Here is a 15,994-nt window from a genome sequence, read left to right as displayed (position 1 = left end):
CGTGACCACCACGGCCCACCAGGGCACCCGCACCGACCGGCTCGACCCCGGCGCCGCGGCGGGCCTCGCGGCCCGCCTGGAGCGCAACGCGCGCACCTTCCCGGAGAAGCCGGCCGTCATCCACCCAGATGGCCACGAGCCCGACGGCAGCCCCCGGTACCGCACCCTCACGTACGGCCAGTTGCAGGACAGCGTCGAGGAACTCGCGCACGGACTCGGCCGCGCCGGAATCACCCGGGGCACCAGGACGGTCCTCATGGCGCCGCCCGGACCCGAGCTGTTCGCGCTCGTCTTCGCCCTCTTCCGCGCGGGCGCGGTCCCCGTGGTCGTCGACCCCGGCATGGGGCTGCGCCGGATGCTCCACTGCTACCGGGCCGTCGGCGCCGAGGCGTTCATCGGACCCCCGCTCGCCCACCTGGTGCGGATCCTCGGCCGCCGCACCTTCTCCGCCGTCCGGATCCCGGTCACGCTCGGCCGCCTCGGGCTGTGGGGCGGGCACACCCTGGCCCGCCTGAGGTCCCTCCCCGGCCCGCGCACCGCACCGCCCGAGGTGAGCGGCGAGGACCTGTTGATGATCGGCTTCACCACCGGAAGCACCGGCCCCGCCAAGGGAGTCGAGTACACGCACCGGATGGCGCTCTCCATCGCCCGCCAGATCGAGACCGCCCACGGGCGCACCCGCGACGACGTCTCCCTGGTCACCCTGCCCTTCTACGGCATGCTCGACCTGGTCTACGGCTCCACCACCGTGCTCGCCCCGCTGGCACCGGCCAAGGTCGCACAGGCCGACTCCGGCCTCCTCGTCGACGCGCTGGAACGATTCGGCGTCAGCACGATGTTCGCCTCGCCCGCCCTGCTCCGGAACCTCGCGGACCACCTCACGACCCACCCGCACCCCCTGCCCGACCTGCGCTGCGTGGTGTCCGGCGGCGCGCCCGTACCGCCGTCCGTCGTCGCCGCACTGCGCGGCGTCCTCGACGAGAAGGCGCGGATCCACGTCACCTACGGGGCCACCGAAGTCCTGCCGATCACCTCGATCGAGTCCGAGGAGATCCTCACCGGGACCGCCGAACGCAGCGCGCTCGGCGCGGGAACCTGTGTCGGCCGGCCCGTCCCCGGCACCGACCTGCGGATCGTCCCCGTCACCGACGGGCCGATGCCCGCCCTCGGACCGGACTCGGCCCTGCCCGTGGGCCGGGTCGGCGAGATCCTCGTCGCGGGGGAGTCCGTCAGCCCCCGCTACCACGCGGCCCCGCAGGCCGACGCACTGCACAAGGTGTACGAGGAGCAGGCGGACGGGGAGCGGGCGGACGGGGAGCAGGCGGACGGGGAGCAGGCGTCCCAGGGCCGGTCCGCCGGCGGGGCCCGTGTCTGGCACCGCACCGGCGACCTCGGCTACCTCGACGAGAGCGGGCGCCTGTGGTTCTGCGGACGCGCGGCCCAGCGGGTGCGAACCGCCCGGCAGGACCTGTACACCGTGCTGTGCGAGGGCGTCTTCAACGCCCACCCGCTGGTGCGACGCAGCGCCCTCGTCGGCACCGGCCCGGCCGGCGCACAGGACCCCGTCGTCTGCGTGGAGACCGGCACCCCGCTCGACGAAGCCGCCTGGCAGGACCTCGCCACCGAACTGCGCGCCCTGGCAACCGCCCACGCCCCGACGGCCGGGCTGGAGCGGTTCCTGCGCCACCCCGCGTTCCCCGTGGACATCCGGCACAACGCCAAGATCGGCCGTGAGGAGCTCGGCCGGTGGGCGGAGCGCAGGCTCGCCCCCGCCGCGCCCCTGTGGTCCCGCGCCGGCGCGCAGCGCCTGATCCCGCTCGCCGGGTGGACGTACCTCCTCGGCGGCGCGCTCTGGGCCGCCACGGCGGGAGCACCGGCCGTACCACTGCTGCACTGGCTCTGGTGGCTCGACGCCCTCCTCAGCATCGGCGCCCACGCCGCGCAGATACCGCTCGCACTGCCCCGGGCCCGAGCGGCCGGCCACGGCCCCGCGGCCGCCACGACGCTCACCATGCTCTACGGGGCGACCTGGTGGCGGAACCTGTGAAAATCCTGATCACCGGCGCCACCGGCTTCCTCGGCGGCCACCTCGTCGACGCCTGCCTGCGCGACGGCCACCGCGTCAGAGCCCTCGTACGCGAAGGCGGCGACACCGCCCGGCTGCGCTCCCTGCCCGGTGTCGAACTCGCCGTAGGAGACCTCAGGGACGAGGCCTCTCTGCGCGCGGCCACCGCGGGCTGCGGCACCGTCCTGCACAGTGCCGCGCGGGTCGTCGACCACGGCAGCCGCGCCCAGTTCCACGAGGCCAACGTCGCCGGCACCCGGCGGCTGCTGGACGCCGCCCGCGCGGCCGGCGCGGCCCGGTTCGTCTTCGTCTCCAGCCCCAGCGCCCTGATGCGGCCGGGCGAGGGCGACCGGCTCGGCATCGACGAGTCCACCCCGTACCCCGACCGGTTCCACAACCTGTACAGCGAGACGAAGGCGCGCGCCGAACAGGAGGTACTCGCCGCGGACACCGGGCGGTTCACCACCTGCGCGCTGCGCCCGCGCGGCATCTGGGGACCCCGCGACCACGCCGGGTTCCTGCCCCGCATGATCGGCGCGATGCACGCCGGACGGCTGCCCGACCTCTCGGGCGGCAAGCGGGTGCTGGTCTCGCTGTGCCACAGCGACAACGCCGCCGACGCCTGCCTGCGGGCGGCGACCGCCCCGCCCGAACGCGTCGGCGGCCGGGCGTACTTCGTCGCGGACGCCGAGCCGACCGACCTGTGGGCCTTCCTCTCCGGGGTCGGCGCGCGGCTCGGCTGCGCGCCGCCCGGCCCGCGGATCCCGCTGCCGGTCGGCCGCGCCCTCGCCGCCTCCGTCGAGACGCTGTGGCGGCTGCGCCCCGGGTCCGCCCCCGCCGGTCCTCCGATGAGCCGCTACATGATGGCCCTCCTCACCCGCTCCACCACGTACGACACCGGCGCCGCCCGGCGCGACCTCGGCTACGACCCGCCGCGCCGGCAGGCCGACGGGGTGCGCGAACTGCTGCGCTGGGTGGAGTCCATCGGCGGCGTGGACGCGTGGACCCGGCCCGGACCCGCCCCCCTTCGTAACGAGCAAGGAGGCAACCCGCGATGACCCGCCCCCAGACCGCCACCGGCCACCGGTACCGGCGCCCGGTCTCGCCCACCGAACGGCTCTACCTCGCGGCCGGCGACGCCCGCGGTGCCATGGCGCTGCGCATCCTCGTCGAGGGCGACGGCGTCCCCGACCCCGGGCGGCTCCGGGCGGCGCTGGCCCAGGCGGCCGAAGCCTGCCCCGGGTCCCGGCTGGTACGCCGGGGCGGGGTGTGGAGCGCCGACGGACCGCTGCCGCGGATCCGGTACGCGGACCCGTCGGCCGCCCGCGCCTTCGAGGTGGCGGCGCCGGCCACGGCCGCGCTGCTGAACGGCCCCGCGCGGCGCACGGACCCGCCGGGCTGCGAGGTGCTGGTGATACCCGGCTCGCCCGCGAGCGCCGCCCATTGCGCCGGCACCGGCTTCGGCGGCGGCGACGGCTTCGGCGGCGGCCTCGGCGGCGGCGACGGCACCGGTACCGGCGGCGCCACCGGCACCGGCACCGGCTTCGGCACCGGCGGTGGCAACCGCTTCGGCGACGGCGACGGCGACGGCTTCGGCGGCGCCACCGGCACCGGCCCCGGCGATGGCTTCGGCACCTGCACTGGCACCGGCTGCGGTCCCGGCGGCAGCACCCGCACGGGCTTCGGTACCGGCTGCGGTCCCGGCGGCAGCACCGGCTCCGGCACCGGCTTCGGCGGCGGCACCCGCACCGGCACCGGCGATGCGGGAGCCGTAGGTCCGGCCCGGCCGGACGGCCGCACCGGCACGCGGACCACGCTGGTGTTCAGCGTCTCGCACGCCCTGATGGACGGTCACGGCGCCCTGATCTGGGTACGCGAGGTCTTCCGCGCCCTGCGCGGGGAGCCCGCCCGCCCCGCCCTGGCGCCCGTCACCGACCACGGTCTGCTGCGCCTGCTCGCCCCGGCCGCCCGCCGCCCCGCGCTGCTCCCCGACCGGCCCTCGCCGCTCGGCCGGCCGGCCGCCGGGCCGCAGCGGACCCTGTGGCTGCGCCGGACCCTGCCCGGCCACCACCCGGCCCTCACCGCCCGGCTCGCCCAGGCCCTCACCGACGCCACGGGCCGGCCCGGCCGGATCATGGTCCCGGTCGACCTGCGCCGCCACCGTCCCGGCATCGGCGCCACCGGCAACCTGACCCTGCCCCTCTTCCTGGACCTGGACCCCGGCACCGACTGGACCGGCCCGCACTCCGCGTTGCTGCGGGCCCTGGCCGAGCGGCGCGAACTCGCCGCCGGCTTCGAGTCGGCCCTCGCCCCGCTGCCGCAGGCCGCCTCGGCGCTGCTGCTGCGCGCCGCGCAGGCCACGGCCACCCGTGTCGACCGCCACCTCGCCTCCGCCGTCGTCTCGCACCTCGGCCGGCTGGATCCGGGGGAGTACAGCGGCGGCGGGTTCACCGCAGCCACCGTCTACGCCCTGCCCGTCCACGCGCCGCTCGTCCCCGTCTCGCTGGTCGCGGCCGAGACCCCCACGGCGACCGAGCTGACGATGGGGGTCCGGGGCGGCCCCGGCCTCGCCGCGCGCGCCGCACACCTGCTGGACGGCGCGCTGGCCCGGCTCACCTCCGCCACCACTGCCGCCGCCCCGCCGCCTTCCGCGCCCGCTCCGCGCTCGCCCCGCTCCGGGCGGCCCGCCGCCGCGGCCACCGTCGTCGACCTGCTCCGCGCACGGGCCGCCCGTACTCCGGACGCGGTCGCGCTCGACGGGCCCGAGGGGGCGGTCACGTACGCGGAGCTCGACCGCCGCTCCGATGCCGTCGCCCGCGAGCTGGCGGCCCGCGGCGTGGGCCGGGAGGATCCGGTCGGGCTGATCGTCGACCGGTCGCCCGCAGGGGTCGGCGCACTGTGGGGCATCCTCAAGGCGGGCGCCGCCTATGTCCCCCTCGATCCGGCCCACCCCGCCGAGCGGATCAAGGAGGTCCTCCAGGAGTCCGGTGCCCGGCTGTGCCTGACCCAGCGCCACCTCGCCGACTCGCTCGCCGTGTCCGTACCGTGCCCGCTGCTCGCGGCGGAGGACGTCCCCCACGCGCCCGCGGGCGGGCCGCTGCCGCCCGCCCCGGAGCCGGGGAACCTCGCGTACGTCATGCACACCTCCGGCTCCACCGGGCGCCCCAAGGGCGTCCAGATCGAGCACGGCAGCCTCATGGGCTTCGTCCGGTGGATGGCGGAGGTCTGCCGTGTGACGGACGGGACCCGGTTCGGCTTCGCCGCGTCGTACGCCTTCGACATCTCCTGCTTCCCGCTGTTCCTGCCGCCGGCCGCCGGCGGTACGACCGTCCTGTCTCCGGGCGCGCCCTCGCGGGCCACGCTGCGCTGGCTCGTCACCGATCACCGCGCCGACACGCTCGCGCTGACCCCCTCCCACCTCGCGCTGCTGGAGGGAGGGGCAGGTTCCGTACGCACCCTGCTGCTCGGGGGTGAGCCGCTGACGCCCGCCGCTGTGGGCGCAGCCCGCGCCGCCTTCGGCCCGGACTGCCGCATCATCAACGGCTACGGGCCCACCGAGGCCACCGTCGCCTGCCTGGCCCACGTCGTGGACGGCAGCGAGAGGGGCGCCACCGTTCCCCTGGGCACGGCCGGCCCCTCGGCCCGGGTGGACCTGGTGACGCGGGACGGCCACGTCCTCGGGACGGGGGAGGCGGACATCGGCCGCACCGGGGAGCTCGTCGTCAGCGGCCTCCAGGTGGCCCGCGGCTACCTCGGCCGGCCCGACGCGGGCCCGTCGCCCTTCATCACCGGCTCCGATGGCGTACGGGCCTACCGCACGGGCGACCTCGGGCGCCGACTGCCGGGCGGCGCCGTGGAGTTCGCGGGGCGGGTCGACGGCCAGCTCAAGATCGCCGGCCATCGGGTGGAACCCGCCGAGATCGTCGCCGCGCTGGAGGCGCATCCCGCGGTGAGCCGGGCCGTCGTGGCCGCGCGCAGCCGCCCGGGGACGGCGTCGCCGGTCCTGTGCGCGTACGTGGTCCCCGCGGGCTCCGCCTCGGGCGCGGCGGAGGTCTCCGGCCCGGGCGCGGCGTACGGTACCGCTTCGGAACCCGTATCCGCTTCGGAACCCGTACCCGGTGCGGAACCGGTGTCCGGTGCGGCGGAGGTCTGCGGCGCGGGCGCGGCCCCGGCGTACGGTGCGGCCCCCGATCTGCCCGCCGTGCTGCGCGCGGAACTGGCCCGCCGGCTGCCTGCCCATCTGGTGCCGGCCCGCATCACGGTCGTCCCGGACATACCCCGCTCGGTCAGCGGAAAGGCCGAACTGGACGCCCTCCCGGACCCCTTCGGGCCCGGCGAGCCCGACGGCGGCGGGGCCACCGCCCGGCCCGCCACGCTCCAGGCGCAGGTCGCCCGTCACTGGGCGGCGGTGCTCGGCGTCGAGGCGCGTACCCTCACGGCCCGTTCGGAGTTCCAGTCCCTGGGCGGCGACTCGCTGGCCCTGATCGAGATGCTCACCGCCGTCGCCTCGGACCTGCTCAGCGAGACCCAGTCGGCGCTCTTCATGAGCCGCCTCGAATCGCTGGTCCGCGACGTCACCCTGGACCAGGTCTGCGCCCACGTCGAAGCCGCCCGGGAAGAGGTCCCCGCATGATCTTCATCGGTGACGGGGCCCTGCTGCGCCGCGCGGTCGCCCACACGGCGGCGCGCGGACACGCTGTCGACCTGGTCTGTTCCGACGATCCGGGGGACGCCGCAGGAGCCCCGCACCTCGCCGCCGCCGACATCAACGCCGAGGCCTCCGCCCTCGCGGCCGCTTCCACCGACGGCATCGTCTGGTCCCTGAACAACCGGCGGATCCTGCGCACGCCCGTGCTCTCCCTGGGCCTGCGCATCCACAACGTCCACAACGGCCTGCTCCCGCAGCACCGTGGCCTGCCGTCCGTCGCGGTCCTCTTCGCCCTGCTGAACGGTGACGCGGAGTACGGCGCCACGCTGCACGAGGTCGACGAGGGCATAGACACCGGGCGGGTCCTCGCGGAGAGGCGTTTCCCGGTAGCCCCTGACGACCGCTACCACCAGGTCATGCTCCGGGGCATCCGGGCCTGCCACGCCCTCTTCGAGGAGGCGCTCCCGGCCGTCGCCGCGGGGACGCCCTTCCCGGCCGCCGCCTCCTCCCGGCCCCGGGGCCCGTCGGCGTACTACGGCCTGCGCGCCCTGGACCGCCTTCCCGGCCACCGCGACCATCCGGCGTACGCCCGTGCCACCGACCTCGGGCCGTTCGCCGCGCACGCGCCGGAGCTGGCCCGCGCCCTGGAGGCCGAACGGACCCTCCGCTGAACCGGCCGGGGGCCCCACCGTCACGGCGGGGCCCCCGGCCGGCTCAGGCGGTCGCGGTCAGCGGCGCCGCCAGGCCCTGCCTGATCCCGCGGGTGACCTCGTCGGCCAGTACCTCCGGGACTCCGCGCTCCACGCCGTCCAGGGCCTGCTCGGCGACCACGGCCGGATCGGTCTTCATCTCCGCCGGGACGGAGCGTGCCATGTCGGTGTCCATGTAGGCGACGTGGAGCGCGGTGACCCCGATCCCGCGCGGCGCCAGCTCCTCGCGGACGGAGTCCGTCATGGACCAGGCGGCGGACTTGGCGGCGCTGTACGCGCCGGCGCCCGCCGGGTGCAGCCAGGACAGGACGGACAGCACGTTGAGCACGGCCCCGCCTCCGTTGGCCTCGATGACGGGGGCGAAGGCACGCGTCACCGCCAGGGTGCCGAAGAAGTTCGTCTCCATCTCCAGGCGCACGTTGTCGAGGTCGCCCGCGATGAGGGCGGTGCCGGTCGAGGCTCCGGCGTTGTTGACCAGCAGCGTGGCGTCCGCCGCCGTGAGCGCGGCGGCGCGGATCGATCCGGGGTCCGCGAGATCCAGGTGCAGCGGCGTCACGCCGTCGATGTCGACCGATTCCGGGCGGCGCGCGGCCGCGTACACCTTCGCCCCGCGCCGGACCAGCTGCTCGGCGAGATGCCGCCCGAGTCCGCGGTTGGCTCCGGTCACGACCGCGACAGAGTCCTTGAGATCCATGGTCTTCCCTCTCGGCAGATTAGATGCTGTCTGTAATCTAAATCCCTCGTAGAATAGATTGCAAGTGTCATCCAGTCGAGACGGGTGGATCAGTGGGCCGCGTATCCCAGCAGCAGGCGCAGGAGAACCGCAGGCGCGTCGTCGCCACCGCTTCCCGGCTCTTCCGGGAACAGGGCACCGGCGTCAGCGTGGCGGACGTGATGAAGGCGGTGGGGCTGACCCATGGCGGCTTCTACAAGCAGTTCGAGTCGAAGGACGCCCTCATCGGCGAGGCCACCGGCTACGCCTTCGCGGAGCAGAAGGCGCTGCAGGTGGCCCGGGTGGAGCGCGCTCGCGGCCAGGACGGGGCGGCCCGCCGGGAGCTGATCGACCAGTACCTCTCCGCCGAGCACCGCGACGACGCGGGCGGCGGCTGCCCCACGGCGGCCCTCGCCTCGGACATGGCCCGCGACCAGGGCGAGGCCGACGCCCACCGTGTCTACGCCGAGGGCGTCCGGGCGTTCGCCGCCTCGCTCGCCACGGAGGAGGACGACGGCATCGCCCGCCTGTGCACGATGGTCGGCGCGCTCGTCCTGTCCCGCGCGACCAGGGGGGCACCCCTGTCGGACGAGATCCTGCGCGCGGCCCGCGAAGCCCTGACCGACGCAACCCCCTGACGGCACCGCCCCGCCCCCCGGCGGCGGGCGGGGGCGAGGCCCGGGCTGGCCCGACGGCCCGGCCCTCGCGCCCGCGGGCCGGCGGGCGCGAGGGCCGGGCCGGGGAGTCGGCGGCGCTTCAGGGGCCGGCGGACGGCCGGCCGAGCTGATCCGGCGGGGCGGGATGCGCTGCCGCGGGAGACGCTGAAGTCGACCGCGGGCATGGCCAGGCGTGTTCTTGACCTGAAGCATGATCGAGGTTCTAGCGTGTCGCCTACTTGATCATCTGACGACGGGAAACACGCCCATGATCCTCGTGACCGGAGCCACTGGAAACATAGGCCGTGCCCTGCTGAAGGAGCTGCACGCACGCGGTGTCGGGCCGCTGAGAGGGCTCACCCGTGATGCCGCACGGGCCGTCTTCCCCGAAGGGGTCGAGGCCGTGGAGGGCGACTTCGCAGAGCCGGCGTCGTTGAAGCCCGTGCTGGAGGGGGTGCGTTCGCTGTTTCTCGTGTCGCGTCTGGGCTCGGACGCCGACATCCTCGAAGCCGCCCGGCAGGCGGGCGTGGAGCACGTGGTGCTGGTGTCGTCCATCACCGTCCAGACCCACCCGCACCTCGGCCCCGCCGGCGAGAACCTGGCGGTGGAGCAACTGCTCAAGGCGAGCGGCATGGCCTGGACGATCCTGCGGCCGACGCAGTTCGCCTCGAACGCCCTGATGTGGGCCGCCGCCATCCGTGGCCACGAGACCGTCCGCGCGCCGTACGCCGAGACCGCGCTGCCCACCATCCACCCCGCCGACATCGCATCGGTGGCACGCGTGGCACTGACCGAGCCCGGCCACCACGGACGCACGTATGCCTTGACCGGTCCAGAGCCGGTGACCGCCCGACAGCAGGTCGAGGCCATCGCGGCAGCACTGGGTCGGGAGGTTCCCTTCGCCGAAATCAGCCGCCGGCAGGCCCGCGCACAGATGGCCGCCGTCTTCGGGCCCGAGGCCGCGGACGCGGTGCTCGACGTCACCGGCGGAGACGTGAACCACGAGCTGCTGATGGTGCGCGACACGGTTTCACAGGTCACCGGAACGCCGGCCCGCCCGTTCCGGCAGTGGGCTTCGGAGAACGCCAACGCCTTCCGTTGAAGCGCCCGGGCCTGAGCGCGTTCACCCGTACTCCGGTGCGCACATTCAGGGGTACGCCGACACATGGCGGGCGCGCGGCGCTCGGCCGGGGCGCTCGGCCGGCGCGAGGCTCTGGCCGGGGGGACGGCCTGAGGGGCTGCCACTGGGCCGTCGGCTGACACGGTCGGGCAGGGCGCCAGACTCTGGTGGAGGGAAGGTCCGACCGTGCGTCCCGTGGCTGGCGCCGGTTGGCCGGTGGGGGTGATCGGGGGCCGCACAGGGCGCTGGCCCGAGCGCGCCGTCGGCCTCGTGGGGCTGCCGGTCTGTCTCGACGCGGCCGACGTATCCCGCGTGGTGGCTACCGCCCCGCGCGGGCGAGTCCGGCACTGGGGCGATCACCTCGGCGGCGCAGGCCCGGGGGAGGGACTTGGTTCCGTCCGGGGCGTCTTCGCGCGTCCGGCCGCGGGGTCTGCCTCCCAAGGCCGAGACCGCAGTTCGTACGTGACCGTAGCCGCACGGGCTGCCGACGCGACGAGGTGCCGTGCGGGGGCGCCGCGTCCACGAAGAACGCCCGGACAGGCCTGGTCTGTCCCCCCCGCCCCGCGATATCGCACCGCACCGTGGGAGCTGGGAAACGCGGGCCGAGCCTCAGAGCTCGGTGTGGTTGAGCCTCTCGGCGAGCTGTCCGCTGACGGAGTTGGCGGTCTCGCCCAGGTCGCCGTTGGTGAGGAGCGGCTCCAGGACCGTGGGCGGGGCGGGCGGGGCATCGGCGTGGGCGGCGGTCAGGCCGAGGCTCACGGCGGCGACGGACAGGGCGGCTGTGGCGGCCAGGCGGCGTGCAAGAGTCATACCGAAGCCAACGACGCGCCGCCCGTCGGGACACTTCCCGGGGCGCGCGGGCCGGACGGCTGCCCACGGAAGCCGCGCCGCATCCGAGGCGGGACAGCGCCCGACCGGCTGACGTTCTCACGTAGTGACGGGTAGGCCGCCGTAGCTCGCTCGTCCTCCGGATCGCCTGACGCTGACCCCTTCTGACGTTGTGCGCACTGCCTGACCGGCAGTCGTTCGGGCCGCCTGTGCCACCGCGCCGCGGAGTCGAACATCCGGGCGAGGTCAAATCGAGCCGGAAAGGGCGGGCCCGGCAGTGGCGGTAGCCACAGAACCCCGGTTCCGGACACCCCGCGCGCCCGGCTCCGTGCCGAGGCCGCCGCATCGGACAAGTGGATCTTGGCCCCGAAGATCAAGGAACGCGGCCTCCGGAGGTAGCGGACCGGCCGGGGGCGCGCCCGCCCGCATGCCATCAAAACGCCTGGTCAGCGGCTTCTGTCCGGTTCTCACCAGGTGGCGAGTTCAGCTTGATGATCATCCGTCGCCGGATGCGTAGCGTCACCGGTCTGCGACGCAGGGAGGGTTTGAAAGGCATGGGAAACAGCAGCGCGAAAAACGATGTGGGAACGGCCTACATCAATGACGTATTCATGCGCCACCCGCTGACCACGCGGAACCAAGAGGAACTCGCAATCGCCGCCAGGGCCGCCGGCATCCTACAGCGGAACCAATTACGGAACGTACTCAAGCGGACGCCCCAGGGCGGAGGCAAGCAGATCGACCCGATCGGGTTCTCCCTGAACAAGGTGCGCTACGGCGGCTACCCGCCGGAGGAGGGGACCGCGCACGAGCGCGGCTGGCGCGCCTACACGAATGTCGGCGTACCGGTCGTCGAAGAGCGGAGCGACATCCAGCAGCCCCCTCCCGACATGATCTCCAAGCAGACGTACGTCAATGGCACCGACCCGATCAAAATCACCGTGACGGACACGGTCGAATTCTCGATTTCGAACACGATCAGCTGGTCGCTCCAGGGCGAGGTGAAGCTCACCTTCGGGGCGAAGTCCATTGCATCGCTCCAGCAGCAGCTCCAGAAGAGCATGGAGATGAAGCAATACCAGAAGACCACCCTGCTCAACAGCAAGGACAACCAGGGCGTCAACACGGAGTCCCAGACCGAAGCGACGAGCAACACCCAGGCCACGAGTTCCGTCACCGGCACCGGGGAGTTGTGGGGAGAGCTCCTGCTCGGGATCACGGGCTCCGTCAGTGGTTCGCTGACCACCGAATGGAAGCACCAGTCGTCGGTCAGCTTCGAAATCAGCAGCCGGGCGGACGTCATGGCCACGACGCGGCGCCAGATTCGCCAGTTCGACTACGAATTCCCCGTCACCTTCGGTGGCTGGGTCGCCTTGTACTATCCCGAGCCGGTGGCGGTGAAGGAGACTCCGCCGCAGGCCGCCGAACCGAAGTTCTCCCGGGTCATCGCGTGGAAACTCGGCGAAGCCGCCATCGATGCCAGTCGCTTCGACCTGGCCGACGAAGGAAAGCGGTTCCTGCAGAAGGGGACCGCCGAAATCGTCGCCGTCCGCACCGGAGAACACCGGGTTTTCCAGCCGGAAGTGCTCGACTACCAGAACCAGAAGCAGCCCCTCTAGCAGGGGTCGGGACTTCAGGAGGGGAATCCCATGTCCTTCAAGAACATCTTCGACAACGGCGGAGACGAAGCCGGTTCCGCCGACAAGTCCGCTCAGGCGCTGGGCAAAGACACTCCGGGAGCCGGTGACGTCTCGGAGGCCGTGCGCAAGCTGGAGAGCGAGCGCGACCCGTGGCTCGTGCGCCAGACCGCTCACGGGGCGTTCGACGTCATGGGTTTCCTGGGCCCGCTCTTCCAGAACGCCCAGGGCGCGGCCGCCGCGCAGCGCCAGGTCTCCGAGAACCCCGGTTCGGCGTCCGGCATGGCCTCGGCGACCACGAAGGCGTTCGGACCGCCGAAGGTGAGCATCGGTGACGACGACATGCCGAAGCTCGAAGACCTGTCGAAGCTCATCGGCAACAGGAGGAGCTACGCCCTCATCGCGACGGGGCTGGGAGCGTCCGAAGGTCTGGCGGTCGACCCGTCGCTGAACACGGCGTACGTCGCCGACAGGGGCGGCCAGAGGCTGTCCGCGGTGAAGGTCGACACCGGGGCCCAGCGCGTGGCCGCGAGCACCCTGGGCGACATCGGCGAGGTGCAGGTGGACGCCCAGGGCACGGCCTACTCCACCGACTACGGCGCCGGGCGCCTGCTCGCGGTGGACCTGTCCAGCGGCTCCTCCCGCAAGATCGCCGACGTATCGGGCGCGTACGGCGTCGCGCTCGACGCGGCGGCGGGCAGGGCCTACGTCGCCAGCTGGCTCGACGGGCAGCTGATCGCCGTCGACCTGCCGGGCGGACAGAAGCGTACGGTCGCCACCGGCCTGGGGCAGGGCATCGGCGGAGTGGCGCTGGACGGGCGGGGCAAGGCGTACGTCGGCCGGAAGGACAGCGGCGGCCACCTGTACGAGGTCCTTCTGGCCGACGGCACCCACCGCGTCGTGACCAACCTTCCCGGGGCGAGCAGCATCCGCGTGGCCCTCGACGGCGCCGGCCGGGCGTACGCCATCGACCACCTGAACGGGCGCCTGTACGAGATCACCCTCGCGGACGGCGCGCAGCGCGTGGTGGCCACCGGCCTGGGGACGTGCGAGGGCCTGGCGCTGGACACCGTCAACGGCTGGATCTACGTCAGCAACCGTGAAGGCCAGCTGTGGCAGATCAACCACCGTGCCGCCCAGGCCCTGGGCGGTGTCGGCAAGGTCGTGGCCTAGCCAGGAGCTGTCCCGGAGTGACCGGCAGGGTTGTTCCCGCCGCTGACGGCCGGGTACCCGGTCCGGTGCGGCAGCGGTGGTCGTTCGCCGGGCCGGTCGCGTTCTCGGGTCGGACTGGCTCGTCGGCCGCGTAGCGGCGGACCACGGTTCCGGTCGGCAGGTCGGCAGGTCGGCAGGTCGGCAGGTCGGCCAGTCGACCGGTCGGCTGGCGCCGGGCCGCCCCGGCCGGCGCGGCGTCGCCCCCGCCGCCACGCAGTCGCGGCCCGCCGGCGGGCCCGCCGCCCGGCCCGCCGCCCGGCCCGTCGGCCGGTACGCCGGCCGGCCCGCCCGCGGCAAGCGCCGAACCGCCCGCGTGCGGCGGTTCCTTCCGGTGGCCGACCCGACCGCAGGCGGAATGCGGACACGGCTCCCCTCAGGGGCAGAGCGCGTGGCCCCGGAGGCAGTCGGCGGTGCCGTCGGCTCGAGCCGAGGGTCGTACCGCTGGGCGCCAAGCCGCCCGCTGCGCACGCGAGTTGGCTCCCCGCCGGTCGGTCCCGCCCTGCCGCTTCGGGTCCCGCCCCGGCAGGCCCTCGGGCAGCGTGTGCGCCCCCTTCGGGGAGCGGGCCCGGAGTGGTCTTCGTGAATCGGGATATTCCGCCCCCGCGGCCGTCCGGAATCCCTGGCCGGATCCGATATGCGGGACGGCCGCTCCGCCCACCGGGCTGATAGCGTCCGCGAGTTGATCTTGCTTGTCGCCCCGTCAGGTCCCGTCGTGGTCAGGCGCGGTGACGGCGACCCCTCTCGCAAGGAATCCACATTGCTCCGCCCCACCTCTCTCCGTCCTCCCCGCTTCGCCGCCCGCGCCGCGGCCTCGGCCGTGCTGCTCGCCCTCCTGCCCGCCGCCCCGGCCGCAGCCGCCACGACCCCGCACCTCGACGCGGTCGAGCAGCAGCTCCGCCAGGTTTCGCCCGGCCTGGAAGGCCGCGTATGGGAGCGCACCGCCGGCAACGCCCTGGACGCCTCGACGCCCGGCGGGGCGGACTGGCTCCTGCAGACACCCGGCTGCTGGGGCGACAGCGCCTGCGCGCAGCGGACCGGTTCCGAACGCCTGCTCTCGAAGATCACCGAGAACGTCTCCCAGGCGCAGCGGACCGTGGACATATCCACCCTGGCGCCCTTCCCGAACGGTGCCTTCCAGGACGCCCTCGTCTCGGGCCTGAAGGCGTCGGCCGCCAAGGGCAACAAGCTCAAGGTGCGTGTACTGGTCGGTGCCGCGCCGATTTACCACCTCAACGTGGTGCCCTCGAAGTACCGGGACGAACTCGTCGCCCGGCTCGGCGCGGACGCGCGGAACATCGACCTGAACGTGGCGTCGATGACGACGTCCAAGACCGCCTTCTCCTGGAACCACTCCAAGATCCTCATGGTCGACGGCCAGTCGGTGGTCACCGGCGGGATCAACAGCTGGAAGGACGACTACCTGGACACCGCCCACCCGGTGTCCGACGTCGACCTCGCGCTGCGGGGGCCGGCGGCCGCCTCCGCCGGCCGCTACCTGGACGAGCTGTGGTCCTGGACCTGCCAGAACAAGAGCAACATCGCCAGCGTCTGGTTCGCCTCCTCCAACGGCGCGGCGTGCATGCCGTCCATGCCCGGGGCCGCCGCCCCGGCCCCGGCGCCCCAGGGCGACGTACCGGTCATCGCCGTCGGCGGACTCGGCGTCGGCATCATGCGCAACGACCCCGCCTCGGCCTTCCGGCCCCGGCTGCCCACCGCCCCCGACACCAAGTGCGTCGTCGGCCTCCACGACAACACCAATGCCGACCGCGAATACGACACGGTCAACCCGGAGGAGAGCGCGCTGCGGACGCTGATCTCCAGCGCGGACCGGCACATCGAGATCTCCCAGCAGGACCTCAACGCGACCTGCCCGCCGCTGCCCCGCTACGACATCCGCGTCTACGACGCCCTCGCGGCCAAGCTGGCCTCCGGTGTGAAGGTCCGCATCGTGGTCAGCGACCCCGCCAACCGGGGCGCCGTGGGCAGCGGCGGCTACTCGCAGATCAAGTCCCTCGCGGAGATCAGCGACACGCTCCGCGACCGCCTCGCCCTGGTCACCGGGGACAAGGCCGCCGCCCGTACGGCGATGTGCTCGAACCTCCAGCTGGCCACCTTCCGCAGCTCCGACGCCCCGACCTGGGCGGACGGCCACCCGTACGCCCAGCACCACAAGCTGATCTCCGTGGACGACTCGGCGTTCTACATCGGTTCGAAGAACCTCTACCCGGCTTGGCTCCAGGACTTCGGGTACGTCGTCGAGAGCCCCGGCGCCGCGCAGCAGCTCGGCGCCCAGCTGCTGAACCCCCAGTGGCAGTACTCCCGGCAGACCGCCACCGTCGACCACGAGCGGGGGATCTGCCCCGCCTGACCCTCCCGCGCCCGGGGAGCCGCCGTCCCGCAGCCGCT

The 15,994-nt window shown here is 74.0% G+C and carries 11 protein-coding genes; 9 read left to right on the top strand and 2 right to left on the bottom strand.

Annotated features, from left to right (window positions below):
- Position 1 precedes the first annotated feature (1 nt).
- Genes ACZ4TG_RS10695 through ACZ4TG_RS10680 form a run of 4 tightly spaced genes read left to right on the top strand, consistent with a single transcriptional unit; the run spans position 2 to position 7,384 of the window.
- Positions 2-2,047 carry a fatty acid CoA ligase family protein gene (locus ACZ4TG_RS10695; protein WP_468161315.1) on the top strand — a complete coding sequence of 682 codons (2,046 nt, stop codon included), beginning with the start codon at positions 2-4 and terminating at the stop codon, positions 2,045-2,047.
- A complete protein-coding gene (locus ACZ4TG_RS10690) occupies positions 2,044-3,123 on the top strand; it encodes an NAD-dependent epimerase/dehydratase family protein (protein WP_468161313.1) in 1,080 nt (359 codons plus the stop codon). Before ACZ4TG_RS10695 ends, ACZ4TG_RS10690 begins: the two co-directional genes overlap by 4 nt.
- Positions 3,120-6,698, top strand: a complete 3,579-nt coding sequence (locus tag ACZ4TG_RS10685; RefSeq protein WP_468161311.1) for a non-ribosomal peptide synthetase — start codon at positions 3,120-3,122, stop codon at positions 6,696-6,698. The genes ACZ4TG_RS10690 and ACZ4TG_RS10685 overlap by 4 nt, the downstream gene beginning before the upstream one ends.
- Complete coding sequence (locus ACZ4TG_RS10680) at positions 6,695-7,384, top strand: formyltransferase family protein (protein WP_468161309.1); 690 nt, start codon at positions 6,695-6,697, stop codon at positions 7,382-7,384. The genes ACZ4TG_RS10685 and ACZ4TG_RS10680 overlap by 4 nt, the downstream gene beginning before the upstream one ends.
- Positions 7,385-7,427: 43 nt before the next feature.
- Here ACZ4TG_RS10680 and ACZ4TG_RS10675 read toward each other — a convergent pair whose 3' ends face one another.
- Positions 7,428-8,117: an SDR family oxidoreductase gene (locus ACZ4TG_RS10675; RefSeq protein ID WP_468161307.1), complete on the bottom strand. Its 690-nt coding sequence runs from the start codon at positions 8,115-8,117 to the stop codon at positions 7,428-7,430.
- Positions 8,118-8,209: 92 nt separating this feature from the next.
- Here ACZ4TG_RS10675 and ACZ4TG_RS10670 point away from each other — a divergent pair, with 92 nt between their 5' ends.
- Both ACZ4TG_RS10670 and ACZ4TG_RS10665 read left to right on the top strand, forming a co-directional pair.
- Positions 8,210-8,773 (top strand): TetR/AcrR family transcriptional regulator, encoded by a 564-nt coding sequence (locus ACZ4TG_RS10670; RefSeq protein ID WP_468161305.1) that lies wholly within the window; start codon positions 8,210-8,212, stop codon positions 8,771-8,773.
- A gap of 286 nt (positions 8,774-9,059) precedes the next feature.
- Positions 9,060-9,893 carry an NAD(P)H-binding protein gene (locus tag ACZ4TG_RS10665; protein WP_468161303.1) on the top strand — a complete coding sequence of 278 codons (834 nt, stop codon included), beginning with the start codon at positions 9,060-9,062 and terminating at the stop codon, positions 9,891-9,893.
- A gap of 627 nt (positions 9,894-10,520) precedes the next feature.
- Here the strand turns inward: ACZ4TG_RS10665 and ACZ4TG_RS10660 are convergent.
- Positions 10,521-10,721, bottom strand: coding sequence for a hypothetical protein (locus ACZ4TG_RS10660; RefSeq protein WP_468161301.1), 201 nt, complete (start codon positions 10,719-10,721; stop codon positions 10,521-10,523).
- Positions 10,722-11,293: 572 nt separating this feature from the next.
- On the opposite strand from ACZ4TG_RS10660, the gene ACZ4TG_RS10655 reads away from it, so the two are divergent.
- The 3 genes from ACZ4TG_RS10655 to ACZ4TG_RS10645 all read left to right on the top strand — a co-directional run bounded on the left by ACZ4TG_RS10655 (position 11,294) and on the right by ACZ4TG_RS10645 (position 15,956).
- Positions 11,294-12,358 (top strand): gluconolaconase, encoded by a 1,065-nt coding sequence (locus tag ACZ4TG_RS10655; RefSeq protein ID WP_468161299.1) that lies wholly within the window; start codon positions 11,294-11,296, stop codon positions 12,356-12,358.
- 30 nt (positions 12,359-12,388) lie between these two features.
- The gene (locus tag ACZ4TG_RS10650) at positions 12,389-13,549 is read left to right on the top strand and encodes an NHL repeat-containing protein (RefSeq protein ID WP_468161297.1); all 1,161 of its coding nucleotides are present in this window, start codon (positions 12,389-12,391) and stop codon (positions 13,547-13,549) included.
- Positions 13,550-14,345: 796 nt separating this feature from the next.
- Positions 14,346-15,956, top strand: coding sequence for a phospholipase D-like domain-containing protein (locus ACZ4TG_RS10645; protein ID WP_468161295.1), 1,611 nt, complete (start codon positions 14,346-14,348; stop codon positions 15,954-15,956).
- Positions 15,957-15,994 lie beyond the last annotated feature (38 nt).

The organism is Streptomyces sp. NPDC028314 (genome assembly GCF_055565795.1).
This window is presented reverse-complemented; position numbering and strand designations above follow the sequence as displayed.